The sequence below is a fragment of the Nostoc sp. genome, assembly GCF_036919555.1.
Taxonomy (GTDB): Bacteria; Cyanobacteriota; Cyanobacteriia; order Cyanobacteriales; family Nostocaceae; genus Nostoc.
The window spans coordinates 131,456-153,070 of sequence record NZ_JBALCS010000008.1; the positions used below are offsets into that span (position 1 = coordinate 131,456).

At 42.9% G+C, this 21,615-nt stretch carries 20 protein-coding genes; 15 read left to right on the forward strand and 5 right to left on the reverse strand.

The window, feature by feature from the left end:
- Positions 1-224: 224 nt before the first annotated feature.
- The 7 genes from V7K36_RS03125 (at position 225) to V7K36_RS03155 (ending at position 8,832) form a co-directional block, all read left to right on the forward strand.
- Entirely contained in the window at positions 225-863 is a 639-nt protein-coding gene (locus V7K36_RS03125; RefSeq protein WP_335113112.1) for a lysophospholipid acyltransferase family protein, read from the forward strand.
- Between the two features lie 199 nt (positions 864-1,062).
- A complete protein-coding gene (locus V7K36_RS03130) occupies positions 1,063-2,100 on the forward strand; it encodes an AI-2E family transporter (RefSeq protein ID WP_335113114.1) in 1,038 nt (345 codons plus the stop codon).
- Between the two features lie 120 nt (positions 2,101-2,220).
- On the forward strand, positions 2,221-2,538 hold the full coding sequence (locus V7K36_RS03135) for a DUF2288 domain-containing protein (RefSeq protein WP_335113116.1): 318 nt from the start codon (positions 2,221-2,223) through the stop codon (positions 2,536-2,538).
- Between the two features lie 63 nt (positions 2,539-2,601).
- Positions 2,602-5,025, forward strand: coding sequence for an endonuclease MutS2 (locus V7K36_RS03140; protein WP_335113118.1), 2,424 nt, complete (start codon positions 2,602-2,604; stop codon positions 5,023-5,025).
- Between the two features lie 11 nt (positions 5,026-5,036).
- Complete coding sequence (locus V7K36_RS03145) at positions 5,037-5,687, forward strand: Uma2 family endonuclease (protein ID WP_335113120.1); 651 nt, start codon at positions 5,037-5,039, stop codon at positions 5,685-5,687.
- 664 nt (positions 5,688-6,351) lie between these two features.
- Positions 6,352-6,957: a DUF3038 domain-containing protein gene (locus V7K36_RS03150; protein ID WP_335096626.1), complete on the forward strand. Its 606-nt coding sequence runs from the start codon at positions 6,352-6,354 to the stop codon at positions 6,955-6,957.
- Positions 6,958-7,188: 231 nt separating this feature from the next.
- Positions 7,189-8,832, forward strand: a complete 1,644-nt coding sequence (locus V7K36_RS03155) for a DUF4335 domain-containing protein (protein ID WP_335113122.1) — start codon at positions 7,189-7,191, stop codon at positions 8,830-8,832.
- 296 nt (positions 8,833-9,128) lie between these two features.
- Here V7K36_RS03155 and V7K36_RS03160 read toward each other — a convergent pair whose 3' ends face one another.
- The 5 genes from V7K36_RS03160 to V7K36_RS33970 all read right to left on the reverse strand — a co-directional run bounded on the left by V7K36_RS03160 (position 9,129) and on the right by V7K36_RS33970 (position 13,023).
- Complete coding sequence (locus V7K36_RS03160; RefSeq protein WP_335113124.1) at positions 9,129-10,583, reverse strand: dihydrolipoyl dehydrogenase family protein; 1,455 nt, start codon at positions 10,581-10,583, stop codon at positions 9,129-9,131.
- Positions 10,584-10,735: 152 nt separating this feature from the next.
- A complete protein-coding gene (gene cobD, locus V7K36_RS03165) occupies positions 10,736-11,794 on the reverse strand; it encodes a threonine-phosphate decarboxylase CobD (protein ID WP_335113126.1) in 1,059 nt (352 codons plus the stop codon).
- A gap of 26 nt (positions 11,795-11,820) precedes the next feature.
- Positions 11,821-12,105 carry an HU family DNA-binding protein gene (locus tag V7K36_RS03170; protein ID WP_292753636.1) on the reverse strand — a complete coding sequence of 95 codons (285 nt, stop codon included), beginning with the start codon at positions 12,103-12,105 and terminating at the stop codon, positions 11,821-11,823.
- Between the two features lie 520 nt (positions 12,106-12,625).
- Entirely contained in the window at positions 12,626-12,772 is a 147-nt protein-coding gene (locus V7K36_RS33965) for a hypothetical protein (RefSeq protein ID WP_442948428.1), read from the reverse strand.
- A 23-nt stretch (positions 12,773-12,795) separates the two neighbouring features.
- Positions 12,796-13,023 (reverse strand): hypothetical protein, encoded by a 228-nt coding sequence (locus V7K36_RS33970; protein ID WP_442948429.1) that lies wholly within the window; start codon positions 13,021-13,023, stop codon positions 12,796-12,798.
- A gap of 185 nt (positions 13,024-13,208) precedes the next feature.
- On the opposite strand from V7K36_RS33970, the gene V7K36_RS03180 reads away from it, so the two are divergent.
- The 8 genes from V7K36_RS03180 to V7K36_RS03215 all read left to right on the forward strand — a co-directional run bounded on the left by V7K36_RS03180 (position 13,209) and on the right by V7K36_RS03215 (position 21,605).
- Positions 13,209-14,936, forward strand: a complete 1,728-nt coding sequence (locus tag V7K36_RS03180) for a S8 family serine peptidase (RefSeq protein WP_335113128.1) — start codon at positions 13,209-13,211, stop codon at positions 14,934-14,936.
- Positions 14,937-15,086: 150 nt separating this feature from the next.
- Entirely contained in the window at positions 15,087-15,776 is a 690-nt protein-coding gene (locus V7K36_RS03185; protein WP_335113130.1) for a helix-turn-helix domain-containing protein, read from the forward strand.
- On the forward strand, positions 15,773-16,147 hold the full coding sequence (locus tag V7K36_RS03190) for a hypothetical protein (protein WP_335113132.1): 375 nt from the start codon (positions 15,773-15,775) through the stop codon (positions 16,145-16,147). Before V7K36_RS03185 ends, V7K36_RS03190 begins: the two co-directional genes overlap by 4 nt.
- Before the next feature lie 164 nt (positions 16,148-16,311).
- A complete protein-coding gene (locus tag V7K36_RS03195) occupies positions 16,312-17,811 on the forward strand; it encodes a pentapeptide repeat-containing protein (RefSeq protein ID WP_335113134.1) in 1,500 nt (499 codons plus the stop codon).
- A 168-nt stretch (positions 17,812-17,979) separates the two neighbouring features.
- On the forward strand, positions 17,980-18,279 hold the full coding sequence (locus V7K36_RS03200; protein WP_335113136.1) for a hypothetical protein: 300 nt from the start codon (positions 17,980-17,982) through the stop codon (positions 18,277-18,279).
- Between the two features lie 254 nt (positions 18,280-18,533).
- Positions 18,534-19,823, forward strand: a complete 1,290-nt coding sequence (locus V7K36_RS03205; protein WP_335113138.1) for a glucose-1-phosphate adenylyltransferase — start codon at positions 18,534-18,536, stop codon at positions 19,821-19,823.
- Positions 19,824-19,909: 86 nt separating this feature from the next.
- Complete coding sequence (locus V7K36_RS03210; RefSeq protein WP_335113140.1) at positions 19,910-20,422, forward strand: AAA family ATPase; 513 nt, start codon at positions 19,910-19,912, stop codon at positions 20,420-20,422.
- Between the two features lie 175 nt (positions 20,423-20,597).
- Positions 20,598-21,605: a DnaJ C-terminal domain-containing protein gene (locus tag V7K36_RS03215; RefSeq protein ID WP_335113142.1), complete on the forward strand. Its 1,008-nt coding sequence runs from the start codon at positions 20,598-20,600 to the stop codon at positions 21,603-21,605.
- Positions 21,606-21,615: the final 10 nt, after the last annotated feature.

Here is a 21,615-nt window from a genome sequence, read left to right on the forward strand (position 1 = left end):
CATATCTAGTATTCCCAAATGGGTGAAACAATTCATATTGGATATTTTTTTAATTGGAATCCCTTAAAAGCATATTTTAAAAGGTAGGGAATGTAGTAAAAAAGCTCACTAAGTATCAACTGAAATTGTCGAAATCAGTAGCTTGCTTTTCTACAGCTTGGTTGAGTTTGCTCTGGGACTGGCGATCGCTTATGCTAAGTTCAGTTTGATTTGCATTATCTTCTGTGGACAAAAACCGCGAACCGTTTATCAGTCTGGCACTTTACCACACCTTTAAATGGTCGGTCGTCAGCCCCATACTTCACGCCTATTTTCGGGGACAGATTTATGGTACGGAAAATGTCCCCCAATCAGGGGCGCTACTGGTAGTGAGTAATCACGCTAGTTACTTTGACCCGCCGATTGTCTCCAACTGTGTACGTCGTCCAGTAGCGTACATGGCTAAGGAAGAGTTATTTAATATTCCCATTTTGGCACAAGCGATTAAATTGTACGGCGCTTACCCGGTGAGTCGGGGAAATGCCGATCGCACTGCCATCCGTTCCGCCCTAGAATATCTCGATAAAGGTTGGGCTGTCGGTGTTTTTTTGCAAGGTACCCGCACCCCAGATGGTCGAATTACAGACCCCAAAAGAGGTGCATTGCTGCTGGCGGCGAAAGCAAAAGCCCCAATATTGCCAGTAAGTGTCTGGGGTACTGAGGCGATTTTAGAAAAAGGATCGTCCCTACCTCGCGCAGTTCCCATCACTGTGAGAATTGGTAACTTGATTGATGCTCCCAGTTCCACTAATAAAGAGGAATTGGAAGCATTGACACAAAAGTGTGCCACGGTAATTAACGAGATGCATAATTTAGGACGATGAGTTACACAAACTCAGATATATGCTTTCAGGAGGTAGCGATCGCTATTAGGTTCCTCTAATCTTAAAATAAATTCACTCTGACAATCAACTAAGGGACTTCCAACAAATAAATCATTCATCTTACAGGGTGGGCAACTTTCTCACGCTACACAACTAGCTTTTTTGCGTCTCAATTACGAATTACGAATTACAAATTATTATGAGCGGCTTGCAAGCCAAAAATTTTTGGGAGCGATTAAATAATCTGGCGTTAGTCCGCTTTTTGCTTTTAGTTGCTTCTGGCTGGGCAATTGTACAACTTTTAGCTTACTTTGAAACGGTCATTGTTATTTTTACATTTGCGGCAATTTTGGCTTTTTTACTCAGCTATCCTGTAAAATGGCTGCGGCATTTTTTGCCCCACGGCGTAGCTGTCGCTGTCGTTTTTTTGTTCAGCATTGTGATTATTGGCACTGTGATAATTACCGTCGGCTTAACGGTTTTATCTCAAGGACAACAATTAATTGATAGTATAACTGGCTTTGTAAATTCTTTAATACCTTTATTAGAGGAACTAGAAGGATTTTTGCGAAGCCAGAATTTGCAGATTAATTTAAGTTTCATTCAAGAACAATTGCGAAACCAAGCTGTATCTACTCTTGTTACTAGCTTGGCTATTTTACAAGGCTTTATGACGAATTTCCTTACCTTTATATTGATTGCAGTTGTGGCTTTCTTTATGTTGCTAGATGGAGACAAATTGTGGAATTTTACCATAAAAATAGTACCAAAACAGCGCCGTAATAGATTTACAAGTATAATCAGACGCTCCTTTCTCGGATTTTTTAGAGGTCAGCTGTTATTAAGTGCATTTCTCACAAGTACAACTTTTTTAGTCTTTTTAATATTAAAAGTCCCTTTTGCTTTAATCTTGTCAGTGATAGTTGGAGTTCTTGATATTATTCCTGGTATAGGAGCGACATTAGGAGTAAGCACAGTTACTTTAGTTGTGTTGTCTCAAGGTGTTTGGTTAGCATTGAAAGTATTGATAGCTTGTATTGTCCTTCAGCAGATACAAGACAACTTGATTTCGCCTCGAATTATGCAAGATGCACTGAATCTTAATCCTGTAGTAGTGTTCTTTGCTTTACTAGTAGGCGCTAAAGGAGCAGGTTTACTGGGAGTTTTTATATCTATTCCCATCGCTGGAGTAATTGTATCTTTATTTGAAATTGATGAAATGAAAGCTGAAGTTTAGTTAGGAGACGCGATGAATCGCGTCTGTACAAAAGGTGAAGACGCGATTAATTACGTCTGTTAAAAGTAGTAATTAATGTAAAATTAAAATAATTTCTTAGCCAATACAAATTGAGTAATAATGTCGGATTTAAGAGCGGAATTAACAAAAATTTTGGATGAGGCAGAGTGGGAGTGGCTAATTCCTCATGTACAACGAGATGCAGTAATTTTGGTGGCACCTGAGTTAAACTTGCTGGATGTTGGAGTAGCGATCGCCAGTGATCACATACCATCAGTGCAACAGTGGATTGAGCAGCAATTGATTACCAAACCCACGACAGTACAGGTAGGAGAATGGAATAGCGATGCTTTCAGCGAGCTACGCCAACGCACTAAGCGATTTAATACCCTCATCGTCCAGCCTTACGTACTAGTGCAAGAAATAGCCGCAGTATGAGCTAAATAAGTGTCACAGAACGGCTAGAATTGTTACTATAACTTCAGATTTGATGTTGAAACCTTGATCCAATCTGAAACCTTAGAACTATTAGAATGGCATCGCCTCTGTCAGCACCTTGCCACCTTTGCGGCAACTAAGCTGGGGGCGACAGCTGCGCGTCATCTGAAAATACCCGATTCTCAGACCGAAAGCGAACAGTTACTAGAGCAAACCAAAGAAGTCTACCAACTGGAAACTCGCCTAACCACGGGACTCTCATTTGAGGGAATTCAAGATATTGGCGATTCCCTAGAACGGGCAGAACGCGGCGGAATTTTGACAGGGGATGAACTATTAGCGATCGCTACCACCCTCGCTGGTGTCAGAAATTTGCGCCGTCTCATTGACAATCAGGAAGATTTGCCCATACTGACTGAGTTGGTTGCCGATTTGCGGACTTATCCAGAACTAGAGCAGGAAATTCACCGATGTATTGATGAACGGGCCCAGGTAACTGACCGCGCGAGTCAAAAACTGGGAGAAATTCGCACAGACTTGCGGCGATTACGTACTCAGATTACTCAAAAGCTGCAAAATATATTACAGGCAAAATCTGGCGCAGTTCAGGAACAGCTGATTACGCAACGGAGCGATCGCTTTGTGATCCCCGTGAAAGCACCCCAAAAAGATGCCATCCCCGGTATTGTCCACGATACCTCTACTAGCGGTGCGACGCTGTACGTAGAACCGAATTCAGTAGTGCCTCTGGGCAACCAACTGCGGCAGATCATCAGAAGAGAGCAAGCCGAAGAAGAAGCGGTTCGCCGCGTTTTGACCGAACTTGTAGCCGCAGTCAAACCAGATTTGGAGAGGTTGTTAGCGATCGCTACCACTTTGGATCTGGCAACCGCTAGATCACGATATAGTTACTGGCTAGGAGCGAATCCGCCGCGATTTATCCAGCGTGAAGACAATGAAATCATTACCTTGCGGAACTTACGACATCCTCTGTTAGTGTGGCAGCAACAGCATGAACAAGGACAACCAGTAGTTCCTGTAGATTTGCTAATTAGTCCGCAAATTCGGGTAGTGACGATTACCGGGCCAAATACTGGCGGTAAAACTGTAACCTTAAAAACCTTGGGGTTAGCAGCATTGATGGCGAAAGTGGGTTTATTTGTCGCCGCCCGTGAACCAGTAGAAATACCTTGGTTTGATCAAGTGCTGGCAGATATTGGCGATGAACAATCCTTACAGCAAAGTTTATCCACATTCTCTGGACACATTCGCCGCATTAGTCGGATTTTGGAGGCCATTAGCGATGAGGGAGATAAGGGAGATGAGGAAGTGTCCAATGCCCCATGCCCAATTCCCAATTCCCTAGTTTTACTCGATGAAGTCGGTGCCGGCACTGATCCAGTTGAAGGTAGCGCCTTAGCGATCGCCTTGTTGCAATATCTAGCCAACCATGCCCAGCTAACGATCGCCACCACTCACTTCGGTGAACTTAAAGCGCTGAAATACGAAAATGAGCGGTTTGAAAATGCCTCTGTAGAATTTGACGAAAGTACTCTCTCGCCTACTTACCGTCTGCTGTGGGGCATCCCTGGACGTTCTAATGCCTTAACTATTGCCCTACGCTTAGGATTAAAACCAGAAGTGGTAGAAGAGGCAAAAACTCAAGTGGGAGAGGCCACAGATGAAGTTAACCAGGTGATTGCTGGCTTAGAAGCGCAACGCCGCCGCCAGGAAACCAAAGCTGCGGAAGCCCAAAGTTTGTTGCAGCAAGCGGAACGTTTATACAAAGAAGTATCCGCAAAAGCCGCAAGTTTGGAGGAGAGGGAAAGCAGTTTGCGGGCTTCACAGGAAATAGCAGTCCAACAAGCGATCGCTCAAGCAAAAGGTGAAATTGCCCAAGTGATTCGCCGTTTGCAGAAAGGTGCCCCCACAGCCCAAGAAGCCCAGCAAGCCACCAATGCTTTGAATCAAATTGGCCAACAATATCAGCCAGCAACACCAGCAAAACCAAAAGCTGGGTTTATGCCCAAAATAGGCGATCGGCTCCGGGTTCCCAAATTGGGACAGGTAGCAGAAGTGATCGCCGCCCCTAATGAAGATGGGGAGTTAAGCGTTCGCTTTGGGCTAATGAAGATGACGGTGAAGTTAGAAGACATAGAATCTCTAGATGGTCAAAAACCCGAACCAGTCGTTAAACCCAAACCAGCCCCAGCAGCAGTAACCCCACCACCGCAAAGTGTTCCAGAAATTCGGACTTCCCAAAATACCATCGATTTGCGTGGTAAACGGGTAGCTGATGCCGAATACATTTTAGATAAAGCCATTTCGGAAGCTACAAGCCCACTTTGGATTATTCACGGGTACGGCACTGGTAAACTGCGGCAAGGAGTTCACGCCTTTTTGCAACACCATCCCAGAGTTAACAACTACGAACCAGCAGAACAAGCAGATGGGGGTAGTGGTGTTACCGTTGCTCATATCAAATAAAGTTATTTTCTATGTTACTTGAACTCAATCAACTAATTGTTAGAGCCGGTCATCAGTTGTTGATTAAAGATATCTCCTGGTCGGTATACAAACGTATCTTGGCAGAATTGGGAGGCGATCGCAGTTCTCGAATAGGTTACAGTCAAGGGGTGCTGGAAATAATGGCTCCATTACCAGAGCATGAAGTAGCTAAAGTTATTATTGGGGACTTGGTAAAAGTTTTATTAGAAGAACTCGATCTGGAATTTTGGAGTTTGGGTTCTACGACTTTTGATAAAGAAAGTATGGATGCTGGGGTAGAACCCGATGATTGTTTCTATATCCAAAATGAAGCTAAAATTAGGGGCAAAGATAGAATCAATTTAGAAACAGACCCGCCTCCAGATTTGGCTCTGGAAATTGATATTACCTCCCGCACTCGTTTCAATAATTATCAAGCTTTGAGAGTACCAGAACTGTGGCGATGGAATGGAAATAACTTGGAAATAAACGTGCTTTTAGATGGTAAATATGTAGAATCAAATATCAGTTATATTTTCCCAAATCTCCCAATTTACCAAGTGATTCCCGAATATTTGATGCTGAGTAAAACCAATGGCAGAAATGCGACAATGAAAGTATTTCGGGCGTGGATAAGACAGCAAAATAGTAACCCGATTTAGTTAAAATTGTCAGAACTGGCTACTCAAAAAGTTTGTGGCTAATAGTATAAAAGTAGTGATATTTTGCTATTTATCTTTTGCCAAACTAAACACTAGGAGATGCACCCAGCATGGTTTTCAAGTTAGCAAACCACGCCACTTATTTTTTATCTAATAGCTATGAGGCATTAATCGTCCTGATGTTGCCCAGCCCGTCCTGAAATAACAGGCTGCACACAAACGAAAATGGGGTGGGATGATGTCCAGCAGCAAGAAGCGCCTTTAGCAAACAGGCAAAAGATTTGTATAGTAATTGTGTATAAAGTAAGACTAAGTAATAAACATCAACAAATTTCCAAATTTAAAACCGCAGACAAATTAGAAGGTATTCTACATAATTAATTAGTTAGCGATAATTAGCGGTTAGCATTCAAAACAATAGTTTATTTATACTATTGTACGGAGCTAGCAGCGAAAGTCGGGTAAACCTTAAATAGAATTGATAATTTTCTACTTTGTCGAAAATAAAATTTCATTTAGAGTAGGACAAAGATACCTGCTGTTTACCACATAGAAAAAATCTAGCTGAAGCCTCTGGCTCATAGCTATGGGAAACCAAGCTTGACGCTTGAGAGTCTGGTTTCAAAATGGGTAACAGCAACATCCTCTATCAGCTTGATCACCTATGCTAAAAGTTATGCACTCGGCCACCAACTCAGCCACTCCAAATTCCCAGTGGGAGGATTTAATCAAGCTTCCAGCCCCAAACACAGTTCAATGGGATAATATCAAAACCCAATTAGACTTGGTGCTGTTGGCACTAGAAACCTTAACTGGGATTGGTTCAGAGGCTATGCTTTCGGCGGCAACTGATCTGAATTTAGAGTCAAGAGTGCCCGACCGCGTAGCTTTATGGCGACTGCGCCAATCAAATCCCCTACGCAAAGGTCAAGGAGGGCGAAAAAAGCTAGATATCGAAGAAGCGCGATCGCTTGTTCTGATCACTTGCTACCTAGCCAAACAGCACCAGGAATTAATTCGCCGTGCTGTCGGACTGTTGGAACAAATGGCAGAAAATAACCGGGAACCTCACCAGGCTGCTTTACTTGGAGATTATATTGATGCTTTTTGCAACACCTACCAAGAGCGGATGGAAGAGGACGAGCAAATCTCAACGGATTTACTAACGAACCTGGCACTAAAACTGCTTGTAGATTTACTTTTTTACAGTGCTCCTGGTGGGCATCGCCGTCTCTGGCTAGCACTTATAGACCGTTCAACAAAATTTTAAATTTTAGATTTGAAATTCCTCAACCAAAATTCGCTTGTAATTTGTTTGCTAGACAAGGATTCCCTTTTGATAGTCCTTAGCTGTTGGGCAATACAGTATCAGCACTGCTTCCTACTTGCACATCAGTTTGGATAACGGAAGGAACCTGACAAAATTCTGAGTGGAGGAATCCGCCGTTTAAACTTTTCTTTTTTTGCAAAATCCCAAATAGTCTTCCTCGCAGTTCCTGCCATGCCTCTATCAAATTCTGTCATTCGTTGCTACACACCCCCGACTTGCACGCTAGAAGTATTCGCGCAAAGCTCACCTCTGTCCCGTTGGATGGGGAAAACTGTCCTCAAACACCTAAGCTTTGAGCTACGTTTTGATGATCCCCGACTACCAGAAGAAAACAGAGTTCCAATTCGGGGCGATCGCGATCAACTCGAAGCCTTATGTGATGCCGTAACAAGCTACGTACAAGAATTCCTCCAACAGTCTCCAGAAAGCTTTTGGGTCAGTTTCTCCGGTACCCAGGACTCAAGCACAGCGCTGGATGAGCCGGAATTAAAGTCCTCAATAAAAACATTAAATTCCTTTAGTACCCAGATTTCCGGGGCAAATATCCACTTAGAACCAAACAGCTATTTAACTCACAATTTATTTCTCGGTTCTCTCGCCAACCACTCATCTGGCCCCGTAATTAAACTCAGTCTGCTGCAACTATTTGATTTGGCAAGTGCTTTAGATGAATACTCGACTGATGTCATGGCACTCCCTACTCTCAACAACACGAGTTCGAGTCTAAGGTTCCCTACTTGGGCGCCTGTTGCCGCAGTATTAGTATTAGGTGTAGGTTTGTTACCAGTTACTTGGCAATATGCTAACAACATTAGAGAAAAGCAACAGCAGACAGCCAAAACAGCAGATCCAGCAGCGATAAAGACTGCTTTAGAACCTTCAACTTCACTAAACTTTCCCACGCCTGAACCCGGACTCAGCACTCCATCAGATAACTTACTAGGTTCCACGCCTCCACTTCCTACATCCAGTTTGCCCCTAGCACCTCTAACAGCCCCTAGTTCTAGTTTCTCTACACCGCCCCCTCTAAATGCATTGACAATACCTCAGAGAACGACTGCAAACCTTTCCAGCAATCGAGCGATGCCTTCTCTACGAGACGCTACGCGAACGGCGAGCTTAGCTAACGCACCATCTAGCAAAATCCCAGGCCAGGAAATAGCCATATTACCAAATCTGGGACAGAACCTTACAGGGTCAAGTCCCCAAGCTGATCCCCTTCCTCAACGGCGGAATTTGCCACCCAGACTATCTTCTACCACGGACAGCTTACCAACTAATATCTCAGCAGTCCCCCCATCTCTTGGCACTATACCTGATAATAATGGTGGCAATACCCCTACCCAACCATCCTCACTAAACTCACAACAGCAGCTAGAGGAAAAAATCAATTCCCTACAGCCAACTTCTGCTGGAGAGAAACCTGCTTCACAACTTCCCACCTCTAGAACTGCGGATAATAATCCGTTTATCGATCAATTAGGAGATGGAGGCAAAACCCCCACATCCACAGAAGTAGCTACAGGGACATTATTTGACACACCTCAAATAGCAGAAGCTAGAAAATACCTAACAAAGCGTTGGCAACCACCTACTGGACTAGCACAAACATTAGAGTACAGTTTGACAGTCGGTGTTGACGGCACAATTGAACGAATTTTTCCCCTTAATAAGGCAGCAAGAGAATTCGTTGATAGCGCTGGGATACCTGAAGTTGGTAAACCTTTTGTTTCTGGCAATACACGCGGACAAAATGTCAGAATTCGAGTTGTTCTCAGTCCTGATGGCAAGGTACAGACTTTTCCAGATAAATAATTGAGAAGTCCTGCTGAAGACAGAATTCAGAATACCCCACGGCTGAAGTCAGGGGTTTCGATAAGGTAAGCAATTTTTTATTCTCCACGATTAAAATCCCTTGCTCTAAACCTCGATTCTTCATCCAGTAGCACAGAATCCATTCTGGATTCAGGCGGATGTATTCTGAATTCTTCTTGGGTAAGTTCTAAAGCTGTTTAACTGTCAGATTTAGCGCCGGATTGTCAATAGCTTTTTTAAGAATGATTGTATATATTATTTGTCTATTTATTTGTCAACTAAGACATACTCCCCACTCACAAATTCCAGTTGCGGCGGAAATGGAAGAAGCCTTCTAAAAACTCTTGCAAAGCAATATTGCTATTTAACTTTTGCTTACTCCACTCTCTTGCAGTTTGTTCTATAATTTCTGAGAAACTAGGATAGACGGGAGATAGATTTGCTAAATCTTTGACTTTAATTTTTTGTGAGATTGTTAAAGCAATCAAATTAATCAACTCTCCACTTTCTGACCCCAATATCGAAGCTCCCAAAATTTCCCCATTGCGTAGCACAATTAATTTACACATACCAGTGGTTTCGTCCCGAAGTTGGGCTGCTGCCACAGTTTTAAAATACTGTCGCAAAATTAAGACTTGATCTCGACCAAATTGACGTTTTGCCTGCGCCTCTGTTAAACCCACTTGCGCCAGCATCGGCACAGAAAACATTGCCCAAGGAATGGAGCAATAATTGACTCGTAATCTGGGGAAAAAGAGTGCATTGTTCAGCGCAATTTTTGCTTCATAATTAGCAATATTGGCAAAGTCGTAACCACCAATTACATCACCACAAGCGAAAATGCGGTGGTTAGTGGTTTGCAGTTTATCATTCACCACTAAGCTACGCCGATGCCATTTCACACCTACTGTTGCCAAATTTAGAGATTCAAGATTCGGCTGATGTCCAGTCGCCACTAAAATTTCATCAGTTTCAATTGCCTTGTCTCCTGCTTGAATCCACTTTTTATCCTCAATTAGCCTCACCTGAGTTACTGATTTTTTGGTGAGGACGCGCACACCTTCGATTTCCAACTGCCCCTGAAGCAGCATGGCGATCTCCGGGTCTAGATATGGGAGAATATAGGGATGCTTGACTACCAGCGTCACACTGCAACCAAACCGCGCTAAAGTTTGAGCGATTTCAATGCTTTGGGGAATTCCGCCGAGAATGACCCAATTTTTGGGTAATGCCGTTCCCTTTAAGGATTGCCAAATATTGGATAGGGTTAGATAGCTAGTGGCTTGCAATCCTTCAATTTCTGGAATTTCTGGACGCGAACCAGTGGCCAGCAAATAGGTACGGGCGCGTAGTAGACGATTATTAACGGCAAAAGCCAGTTGGGGTGAAGATTGAAATTCACCACTACCAACGATAACATCGACTCCCCGCGCGGCTAGGATGGCGGGAGAATGCTGTTCTTTGAGATTTGAGGCGACGCATTGAGCATACAGCATCGCTTCTTGCCATGCCATAGATATATGGCATTCTTCTGAGGTATGAGTGTGTGTGGCATGAATACCAAAACTAGGGGCATCATTCAACTTTTGCGCCAGTTTACCAATTTCGGTAAGAGCATGGTGATGAGTAAATCCGTAGTCTACTTTCGGTTCCACCAGGGCAACTGTAGCACGTAGTTGAGTTGCAGCAAGGGCAGCGTAGTATCCAGCAAGACTGCCGCCAATAATTACAATATCGTAGTCAACGGTCACGCGAATTTAAAGTTAGGAGTTAGGAGTTAGGAGAGACGCGATTAATCGCGTCTGTACAGGAATTAGGAGTTAGGAGTTAGGAGAGACGCGATTAATCGCGTCTGTTAAGAATTAAAACCCTTCTTCAACTTATAACTCCTAACTTATAACTCCTAACTTTTTTTTAGCGCTATTAGTAAGCGTTGGTTATCGGACTCTTCACGTACAGCAACCCGGAAAAAGCGATCGCCTAGTTCTTTAAAGCTAAGGCAATCGCGGATTAAAATCTGGTGATGCTTGAGTAATTGTTGCTGTAACTGCGAAGTAGACTCTTGGGACTCAACCAGTAAAAAGTTAGCAGCACTTGCTTGGGGTTGCAATCCTGGGATTTTAGCTAAACCCTGAAAGAGTTGGTTTCGTGCAGGTGGTAGCCATGCCCAGGTTTGCTGCTGAAACTCCGTATCTTGGAGTGCCGCAATCGCCGCCGCCGCCGCTAACGTGTTTACGGGCCAGGGGTCACGCCATAGCTGCCATTTAGCTAGGCAGTCGGGGTGTGCGATCGCATATCCTAATCGCAGTCCTGGGAGACTGTAAAATTTGGTCAGCGATCGCAATACTACTAAATTCGGATATTCCTGTACCACCGGAATCAGGCTTTGTTCCTCATTGGGCGGCACAAAATCCATAAATGCTTCATCCACCACAACCAAAGCAAATTGCTCCAGATAGGGCAAAATAGAGTCCCGCGAAAATAGCTTTCCGGTTGGGTTGTGGGGATTATTCAGAAGCAGTCCTTTGTCCTTTGTCCTTTGTCCTTTGTCAATGACCAATGACCAATGACCAACGACTAATGACAAAGGACACTCCAGCACTTTAGCGTTGTACGCTGCCAAGGTTCGGTAGTAGTCGCCAAAGGCTGGAGTTATTAAAATTGTCGCGGCTAATTGAGCTAATTCCCTACCGATTAAAGTGAGTAATTCTGCGGAGCCGTTACCCGGCAGAATCCACTCAGGCGGCAATTGATGGAAGTGACTGAGAGCTAGTCTCAGTTCACTATAATTTGGGTCTGGATAGTGCTTAAGATTACCAATTTGGGACATTATAGCAGCGATCGCGCTGTTTGGAGGCCCCAACGGGCTGATGCTAGCAGAAAAATCCAGAATAGCATCAGGGGGACAGCCAGCCAGTGCTGCTGCCCAGGCTAAATTCCCCCCGTGTGCAGGTTGCCGCATTAAAAAAGGGTTCCCGAAGACAGAACCTATGCTTTTGGGGGTGCTACCTTTTCTCTAAACAGTTTTCCTGCCGAGAACGCAGGAACCCTCGTCGCTGGAATTTCCATCTTTTCATTTGTTTTCGGGTTGCGACCTTCGCGGGCTTTACGTTCCCGTGATTCAAATGAGCCAAATCCCACCAACGTTACCTTATCACCAGAGGAAACCGCTTCAATAATCGTTTCCAAAGCGGCAGTTAAGACTTGATCCGCTTGTTTCTTGGTAACACCAGCCTTTTCAGCTACGGCATCAACTAATTCACCCTTGTTCATATCAAACTCCTGAAGGTTTACTTGAGATTCTTTACGGATGCACCTTGACACATCTGTACTGAAATCTCGGTTCGCGGAAATACAAAAATCATCCTTTGGGAGTATTTTTACTCAAAATCGCTGTACATCCCATCGGCTCGACTTTTCAATGAATCATTCTAAGGTGTTGTAGCCTAATGTGGATAGATGAAACCATTAATTTATATAGATTTCAGGATGTTTTGTAATATTAGGGTAATTGTTTCCCGAAAAAACACCCCAAAACTAGGAAAAAATACCTATTAAATACCGCGATTGCAAGGGAAACAGACGAGTGGGGAGGTGGGAGATCGTTAGTATTTGTTGGGATTAATTACCGATGTTGAAGAGTTGTTGCTGAGTCATAAGTAAATATCTCGTCCTGCCACAAGTTTTCATGTATTTAAGCTAGATCTATGGTAGGGGCACAGCATTGGTCATGCGTGTCAACTTAAAATTAACTTTTACGCCCACGTCCTCCACGCTCATTCTGTACTGAGAATCAGTGGTGGGATATAAGGCGGGGAATCTCTTTCACCGACACAGGCACAAAAGTAGGGCTGGTTTGGACTTCTGAATATTGCCCACCTGTAAGTGTGTAAACTCGCAACACACTACCGTTATAATGCCAGAATTCGGGGACTGCCATCGCAGCATAAAGCCTCAGCTTGTCTATTGCAGACCTGGAATGTTCCACCTCACCAAGTCTGGGGGTGGGTCGATTGCTATGTAAATATTTTCTTGATCATCACGTTTGAATTTTGTGTGGGTTGTATAAGTTGTATTAAAAGCATTCAAATCGTTACAAAATCTCCATTGGCTGGCATGGATCGGATCAAGGCGATTAGGAGTTAGCAATTGTCTTAAGGAACGGGGATTAAATAAAATACAAAACTTCATCCTGTCTCACGATCCCTCTCCTTTATAAGGAGAGAGATTGAGGGTGAGTAAGCCAGGTACATAACTTGTATGTTATTTAATTCTGATTCTTAAGAATAACTTCCCGCCTCCTAAGCTTATTTGATGTTATCTAAGAAAAAATAGATTATAGTCGCATCAAATAATAAATTTAATTTGAGGTAAAAATGAGGCACGAAAAACTTTCTCCTGGACTACTTTTGGCATTTCAAGATTATCAAAATGAAGGAGATAAAGCTTTAGTTCAACACAAAAAATCCCTTGGTATTATTGCCCACAAAAGCCCAGTCAAGCCTACTAAAAGCGTCGTTTTTATCTACTGCGACCATGATACAGACTTGAGTTATTTATCACAATATAATATTGAAGTTAATCAAAACTCTGGGAGTGTGCGGACGGCTTTCTTACCCTTAGATAGTTTAGATGTCTTATCTGAAGAGGATGTTATTCAGAGGATTAAGCCATCACGCAAACTTCATTTGAGGATGGACACTGCACTGGAAAAAGTCAAACTGCCGGAGTTCAAGAACCAAACCGGACTGACTGGTAAAGGAGTAATCATTGGCATTATAGACAGTGGCATTGATCCGAAACACCCCGCCTTTGCTGGACGAATTTTACACATTTGGGATCAAACACTGCCAGGACCAGGAGTGACAGAGGGCGGCTATGGGGCTGAATTTACCGGAGCGCAACTGACAATTTCTCAGGATACTGGGGGTCATGGTACTCACGTTGCTGGAATTGCCGCCGGTGCCGATGCTACCTATGGCGGTGTCGCACCAGAAGCGGAATTAGTTGTCGTCAGGTCAGATTTACAGGATGCCCACATTGCTGATGGCGTCCGTTACATTTTCCGAGTTGCTAGAGAGTTGGGACGCCCAGCAGTGGTGAATCTTAGCTTAGGTGGACACGCTGATGCCCATGATGGTAGCGACTCCCTATCAAAGGTGATTAACGCCGAAACTGGCCCTGGAAGAATTGTTTGCTGTGCTGCGGGTAACGAAGGAAACGATAACATTCATGGACAAGCGACGATACCCAGTGGACGCACTCGTGGTATGCGCTTTAATGTTCCTTTGAATCAAGTAGGCATAGTTTGGTTAAACGGTTGGTATTCCAAAGACAGCGAATTGCAAGTGTCGCTGCGGAGTCCTAACGGTTTTGTCACCCCCTTCCAAAAAATAATTACTTCTGGTAATGCCGCACAAGATTACCAGTTACCAGATGCACGGGTGCAATTAGCGACACCAGGGCCAGATAAAGCCAATAGCGACCATAATTTCTTTGTGCAAATACGTGGTATTGACCCCTCGCCAGTCATGGGAGGAGTTTGGCAGTTGCGAGTCCGCAATGCTTCTTCAACTGACACACGTTTAAATGTGTGGACACTAGATGACAGTTCCTCAGTCTTTTTCACAGGTAAAAGTGTGAAGGATGCAGTAAAAATTGGTTCGCCGGGAGCCGCCAGCAGTGCAGTTACAGTTGCCGCCTATACTACTAAAGCTACGTACATAGATATTGATGACCAAGTGCGAGAAATGGGCTTGGAATTGGATACTATTTCGGAATTCAGTAGCGAAGGACCTCTACGGAATGATGCACAGAAGCCAGATGTAGCAGCACCAGGAGCAATGATTGTTTCCACGCTTTCCGCCGATGCAAATTTTGACCGCTCATCGATGATTAATTCCAAATTTGTGGTTCAGGCTGGTACGAGTATGGCGACACCGTTGGTTAGTGGGTTAGTGGCACTGCTGTTGCAGCGTGATCCTCAACTTGATCCGGCTGCTGTGAAAGATTTGCTACGTAAAAATAGTGCTATTCCCGGAAAACCCGCAGGCACATTTGATCACAAATGGGGTTATGGAGTGATTAACGCCTTAAATCTGTAATTATACTGAGAGACGCGATATATCGCGTCTCTAAAGTTAATATTTGTTTCTCTAGTATAAAATAATTATTAAATTTTTTCGGATTTTTTACTAGTCACTGAATAGTAAATATTAGGGCAAAAATTTTATAACCAGGTAAATAGTCTAACAATGATTAATCTTCGCATTCAAGAAATTGCAGAAGCTAAGGGTCTATCTTTAGAGGAACTTAGCAAGCTATCAGACATTTCTACACAAGATATTCGGGCATATTCAAGTCTTGAAACTTTAACAGAGGAAAAAGCAGCTAATCTTAGAAAAATAGCAGCCCAATTGAATGTACCTGTATTGGAGTTAGTCAAGCCTGTAGCCAAGCGAGAAGCTTTCAAGCTTAAGATTCTTGAAATTGCTGAACAAAAAGGTTTAACCCTGGAAGAATTAAGTAAGCTTTCTGATTTAGACTTAGCTTTTTTGGCATTCTATAGTACACAGTCTATGTGTAAACGAAAACTAGAAGATATGGAATCCCAATATCAACATTTGACTAAAATCACTGAAGCTCTAAATTGCAATGTTGAAAATTTGCTGGAGGAAGCAGAACTACCAACTACTAAATTACGCTTTCAAGAGTTAGTCCAAGAAAGAGGTTTAACCATAGATGCATTAAGTATGCTCACAGAGCTTCCTCATGAATTTTTAGATTTAATGACTACCCAACCGTTGGCTCTTCCTGGTTTGGTTGGAGAAACAGACGAACTACCAAGCGGACTAGTAATGACATTAGGTAGCAGACGAATCATTGATAAGAAAATTTGCGATTGGCTTCCACCCGGCTTTCCAGGATGTCCTCATCGTCAATGAAAGCTAATATATTACTAAAAGAATGGAGTATGAAAAATTCTGACGTAAAAGATAGCCATGATATTCAACTGAAAATTCAACAATTAAGAGAAGGTTCGGGATATGTACGGAAGTTGTTACTAGTAATTTGCGGAATTTTCGTAGCATCTATGCTCACTATCCTACCTATGGCTGCTGGTCAAATAGCAATATATATACTACTAGTTAATCAAAGAATTACCATTGAATTTTGGCGATTATTACTAATTTTAATATTTGCATCATGTTTATTTATACCTGTAGTTCGGGCATTAGAAGTAGCGTCACTTGTAAATGTTTTGATACTAGTTTTTATTGGCGTAGTTAGCGGTTTTTTTTTAGCGGAATTGTAGAAAACTTAGGAGGTTTAACTTTTCTTGTTGGTATCTGTATACTTGTAGCATGGCTTGGAGAAATTACTATAGCTATCTCTATAGTTTTCATGTACTCACTATGGAAAAAGTTTGGTCAATACTTAATCTTTATAATGTCTGGGTTAATGCTTGCAATTTTTACTATGCTTGCAATGAATCGCCCACCTGTATCAACACCCACTGAAGGCATAATAAATTTTATCACAGCGCTCGCAATCATTATTGCAGGCGCAATCATTGCACAAAAAGCTATTAGAGGCTCACTCAAGTTTGCCTGGATTAGGGAAAAAGCAGTATTCTGGGCGGCAACAGGTGGTATATCTTTTTATGGAGCAGATTTAACTGATATTTGCTTGGATAATATAGATTTGAGCCATACAGATTTTAGGAAAGCAAATCTCACCCGCACTAGCTTTAAAGATGTTACTGGTTTAGAATTGGCTCGATTACAAGGCACTATATTAGAAGACCCCAGAGTTAGAAAACTGTTAATTACTAATAAGGGTCGTGGTGAAGATTTTACTGAAGTAAATTTACAAGGAGCGAATTTACAAGGTGCAGATTTGATAGAAGCAATTTTAGTTAAAGCTCAAGTATTAGATGCAGATTTTTCTGGAGCATTTCTTACAGATGCCTGTATCCAAGACTGGAATATCAACAAGAACACTCGCTTTAAAAACGTTGATTGTAAACGTGTTTATTTAAGGTGTAGCTTGCATGGAAACTTTTTAGAACCAAAACCAGATAGTGGAGAATTCCAACCAGGCGAATTTGAAAAATGGATTACAGATGTCAGGGATACTATTGACTTAATTTTTCAAAATGGGCTGAACTGGAGGGCTTTTGCATTTTCTCTGACTCAAACCGCTATTAATAATGAGGGATTAGGCTTATCTGTTCACAGTATTGAAAATAAAGGTGATGGCGTAGTTGTTGCTAAAGTAGGTGTTTCTCTAGAGACTAACAAAAGTGCAATTCACGAAGAAATAACTAATCATTATCATCAAGCAGTTAACACAATTGAGGCTAAGTACGAACTTGTGCTTCAAGCTAAAGAAGGGGAAATACAAAGATTACAAACTTTCTATGATTCGCAGCAAAAATTTATTCAAGGATTAATTACTGGAATTGCCGAGACAAAACGAGAAGTTATTATCAAGGGCGAAGGAAATCGCGTATATATGATGAATCAAGCAGGTGATATTATGGAAAGTAAAAATCAAAGCATCAGCGCAGGTGAAAATGTCGATATGTCTAGGGGTAATAAAATTACCGTAGGCGGCGATGTCACAAACTCTAACTTGACACTGGCAGATGCAAACAGTCAAGTTAGTAATTCGATTCAGCAACTTAGGGATATTAGTACTGATACTAGCGACCAGCTAGCAAAGATTTTGACCACTTTGCAAAAATCTATCAATGATGAGCCAGCCCTTTCTGAAAATCAAAAAAAAGAGGCGTTAGAAGCTGTAGAAACTATAGCAGAGGAAGGGAAAAAACCATCAGGAGAACGAGTAAACAAACTCTGCTCAATGGCTCTCAATGCCCTTAAAGGTATAGCATCTGCTGTTACGGATGCTAGTAAACTAGCTGAAGTATTCAAAACTTATCTGCCTACTCTTACAAGCATACTGGGCATTTAGGTACAGAATAAACCCCAGAAGCCAAAGATAACAGCAGTTAATCTGTAATTGGACGTAGAAATTAGTGTATTAAATCTATACAAGGGTGGGCAATAACAACCTATAAATTTGATAAGTTATATATAGTGTGAGTGAAAATTGCCTACCCTTTTTACCAAGTTACTGCTCATGAATTATCAAAAGCTAGATGCTGCCCTGGCGACAGCGCTCAATGATACTCAAGACCCAGAGGAACAGAGTTTAGCGGTTTTCATCCATACTGAACAAATTTTAGACTCTGCTGCAACTGCTGTTTTAGAAAGTTTAGGCGTCAGTGGTGTTACCAGTGGCAAAGATATTTTCACGGCAACACTGTCAGCAAATGCGATTTCCCAGTTGTCAGAGCAACCTTGGGTGAAGTATTTGAAGCGATCGCAGCAATTAGGTTTGGTTAATCAGAGGAAAAGTTTAGGTAGCTTCAGTGTTTGATCTGATGCTACCTAAACAATTCTCTGTTCATTTGTGGGGTGTAGCGTTCACCGAAGGTGTTGGCGCAGCGATCGCTTCCCATTCTTTATCTCCATTAATACAAATGTTCTAATTTTTTAGTCATTAGCCGTGCTTTTCATCACCAGCAGCATTCTGTAAAATTTATCCCTAAGAATCATATAATCACCCTTACCAGCTGCCACATACAGTCCTAAACTGAGAGTGAGAGTTGAAAGGCAGTCAGGAGAAATTTTGTGAAAAAAGTATTATCAATGATTCTTGGTGGTGGCGCGGGTACTCGGCTTTACCCCCTAACGAAACTACGCGCTAAACCAGCAGTACCAGTAGCGGGGAAGTACCGCCTAATCGATATCCCTGTCAGTAACTGTATAAATTCCGAAATATTCAAAATTTATGTCCTGACACAATTCAACTCAGCTTCCCTGAATCGCCATATCGCCCGTACCTACAACTTTAGTGGCTTCACCGAAGGCTTTGTGGAAGTGCTAGCCGCACAGCAAACCCTAGAAAACCCTAACTGGTTCCAAGGTACAGCCGATGCTGTGCGTCAGTACCTGTGGCTGTTGGAAGAATGGAATGTAGACGAATATTTGATCCTCTCCGGTGATCACCTCTACCGCATGGATTATCGCCATTTTATCCAGCGCCATAGAGAAACAAATGCTGACATTACTCTCTCAGTTATCCCCATAGACGAGCGCCGCGCCTCGGATTTTGGCTTGATGAAAATTGACGATTCTGGTAGGGTAATTGATTTTAGCGAAAAACCCAAAGGTGAAGCCTTAACCAAAATGCGCGTTGATACCAGTATCCTGGGATTGACGAAAGAACAGGCCGAATTACAGCCTTACATCGCCTCAATGGGGATTTATGTCTTTAAAAGAGATGTTTTGATCAAGTTGTTGAAAGAATCTTTAGAACGGACGGATTTTGGTAAAGAAATTATTCCTGATGCTTCTAAGGATTACAACGTTCAAGCTTATCTGTTTGATGACTATTGGGAAGATATTGGAACAATTGAAGCATTTTATCAAGCCAACTTAGCGCTAACTCAGCAACCCCAGCCACCCTTTAGTTTCTACGATGAAGAAGCGCCAATTTATACCCGCCCTCGTTACTTACCTCCGACTAAACTTTTAGATTGCCACATCACCGAATCAATTATTGGCGAAGGTTGTATTTTGAAAAATTGCCGCATTCAACATTCAGTTTTAGGAGTGCGATCGCGGATTGAATCTGGCTGCGTCATCGAAGAGTCTTTGCTCATGGGTGCAGATTTTTATCAAGCTTCTGTAGAACGCCAATCTAACGTAGAAAAAGGTGACATACCCGTAGGTATTGGTACTGACTCGCTGATTCGCCGTGCCATCATCGATAAAAACGCCAGTATCGGTCACGATGTCAAAATTATCAATAAAGATAATGTGCAAGAAGCTGACCGCGAAGGTCAAGGTTTCTACATCCGCAGTGGCATCGTTGTCGTGCTGAAAAATGCTGTAATTCCTGATGGAACCATCATTTAATAGTTAGGAGTTATGAGTTAGGAGTTAGGAGTAGAGACGCGATTAATCGCGTCTCTACAGGAGTTAGGAATTAGGAGTTATAAGTTATGAGTACAACATCTAATCACTCCTCACTCTTGACTTCTTACTCAGCACTCAGCACTCAGCACTCAGCACTCATCTTGTTGATTGGCCTTCCAGGTAGCGGTAAGTCAACTTTGGCAAAACAATTACTGGCAGAATGTCCCCAGATGTCGCTGATTTCTACGGATACCATCAGGGGGCAACTGTTCGGTTCCCAAGCCATTCAGGGTCCGTGGCTGCTGATTTGGCGTGAAATTGAGCGGCAGTTTCAGCAAGCGATCGCCACAGGTAATACAGCAATTTTCGATGCCACCAATGCCCAGCGCCGCCATCGTCGTGAAGTCATTGCTTTAGCCCGTGACTTGGGCTTTACCCACATTAGGGGAATTTGGGTGGATACGCCAGTTTGGCTGTGTTTGGCACGCAATAAAAGGCGATCGCGCCGGGTTCCAGAAGAAATTATTTTGCGGATGCACCGTCAACTCCGGGATGCCCCCCCAAGCCTGGAAGAAGGGCTAGACAGCCTGATTCGCTGATCAGAAAAATCGGAGTACGGAAATTGCGATCGCTCGGTGAGCAAGAACCACACTTGATTTTCTATATTGTTTGTTAGTTTAAAATCAGATTCTTTTTGCTTGGCACTATACCTGGCAAACCACAAATCTCTGATCTTAAAAAAACATAACGGGAATTTCTATAGGAGGCTGGTAGATGGCTGCAACCGACTTCAAAGACTATTACGCTATTTTGGGAGTTAGTAAGACTGCCACTCCAGAGGAAATTAAACAAGCCTTTCGGAAACTAGCCCGCAAATATCACCCTGATGTTAATCCAAACAACAAACAGGCAGAGGCACGCTTCAAAGAAGTTAGCGAAGCTTACGAAGTTATCTCAGATGCAGATAAACGCAAAAAATACGACCAATTTGGTCAATATTGGAAACAAGCTGGTGAAGGTTTCCCATCCGGCGGCGTTGGTGCTGATATGGGTAACTTTGACTTCAGCCAATACGGTAATTTTGATGAGTTCATCAATGAGTTGTTAGGACGCTTTGGTGGTGCTACCCCTGGTGGTGGGCGACAAAGTTACTCGCAAAGTTACTCTTACCGCACTCCTACAGGTGCGCCAAGTGGTTTTAATGGCTTTAACGATTTTGGGTTTCAAGATGCAGGTGCGGCTACTACCCAAGATAGTGAAGCTGCGATCGCTCTAACTTTTGCTGAAGCATTTAACGGTGTGGAAAAGCGCTTCAGTTTAGGTAACGAAACAATAGATGTCCGCATCCCATCTGGGGCTAGAACTGGTACTCGCCTGCGCGTGCGGGGTAAAGGTCAAATCAACCCCATGACTCAACAACGAGGGGATTTATACTTAAAAGTCGAACTTCAGCCGCACTCGTTCTTCCAAATGGAAGGCGATAATCTGGTTTGCGAAGTGGCAATCACACCAGATGAAGCTACTTTGGGAGCGTCTATTGATGTACCCACACCCGATGGTTCAGTTAATGTTAAGCTGCCTGCGGGAGTACGTTCTGGTCAATCCCTGCGTTTACGTGGTAAAGGTTGGCCTCTCGCCAAGGGTGGACGCGGCGATCAGTTGGTGAAGGTGGCGATCGCACCACCAAAAGACCTCAGCCAACAAGAGCGGGAATATTATGAAAAAATCCGGGCTATACGCACTTATAATCCCCGCAGTCATTTGCAGCAAGTCAGGCTGTAAATATTTTGGA

What these genes read in the sequence shown, in the direction of transcription:
- V7K36_RS33970 (WP_442948429.1), bottom strand. Translation starts at nt 13,023, where the DNA reads ATGAAGTTTTGTATTTTATTTAATCCCCGTTCCTTAAGACAATTGCTA.
- V7K36_RS03210 (WP_335113140.1), top strand. Translation starts at nt 19,910, where the DNA reads ATGAGTACAACATCTAATCACTCCTCACTCTTGACTTCTTACTCAGCA.
- V7K36_RS03190 (WP_335113132.1), top strand. Translation starts at nt 15,773, where the DNA reads ATGAAAGCTAATATATTACTAAAAGAATGGAGTATGAAAAATTCTGAC.
- V7K36_RS33965 (WP_442948428.1), bottom strand. Translation starts at nt 12,772, where the DNA reads ATGGCAGTCCCCGAATTCTGGCATTATAACGGTAGTGTGTTGCGAGTT.
- V7K36_RS03215 (WP_335113142.1), top strand. Translation starts at nt 20,598, where the DNA reads ATGGCTGCAACCGACTTCAAAGACTATTACGCTATTTTGGGAGTTAGT.
- V7K36_RS03185 (WP_335113130.1), top strand. Translation starts at nt 15,087, where the DNA reads ATGATTAATCTTCGCATTCAAGAAATTGCAGAAGCTAAGGGTCTATCT.
- V7K36_RS03155 (WP_335113122.1), top strand. Translation starts at nt 7,189, where the DNA reads ATGCCTCTATCAAATTCTGTCATTCGTTGCTACACACCCCCGACTTGC.
- V7K36_RS03150 (WP_335096626.1), top strand. Translation starts at nt 6,352, where the DNA reads ATGCTAAAAGTTATGCACTCGGCCACCAACTCAGCCACTCCAAATTCC.
- V7K36_RS03200 (WP_335113136.1), top strand. Translation starts at nt 17,980, where the DNA reads ATGAATTATCAAAAGCTAGATGCTGCCCTGGCGACAGCGCTCAATGAT.
- cobD (WP_335113126.1), bottom strand. Translation starts at nt 11,794, where the DNA reads ATGCGGCAACCTGCACACGGGGGGAATTTAGCCTGGGCAGCAGCACTG.
- V7K36_RS03135 (WP_335113116.1), top strand. Translation starts at nt 2,221, where the DNA reads ATGTCGGATTTAAGAGCGGAATTAACAAAAATTTTGGATGAGGCAGAG.
- V7K36_RS03170 (WP_292753636.1), bottom strand. Translation starts at nt 12,105, where the DNA reads ATGAACAAGGGTGAATTAGTTGATGCCGTAGCTGAAAAGGCTGGTGTT.
- V7K36_RS03195 (WP_335113134.1), top strand. Translation starts at nt 16,312, where the DNA reads ATGCTTGCAATGAATCGCCCACCTGTATCAACACCCACTGAAGGCATA.
- V7K36_RS03180 (WP_335113128.1), top strand. Translation starts at nt 13,209, where the DNA reads ATGAGGCACGAAAAACTTTCTCCTGGACTACTTTTGGCATTTCAAGAT.
- V7K36_RS03130 (WP_335113114.1), top strand. Translation starts at nt 1,063, where the DNA reads ATGAGCGGCTTGCAAGCCAAAAATTTTTGGGAGCGATTAAATAATCTG.
- V7K36_RS03145 (WP_335113120.1), top strand. Translation starts at nt 5,037, where the DNA reads ATGTTACTTGAACTCAATCAACTAATTGTTAGAGCCGGTCATCAGTTG.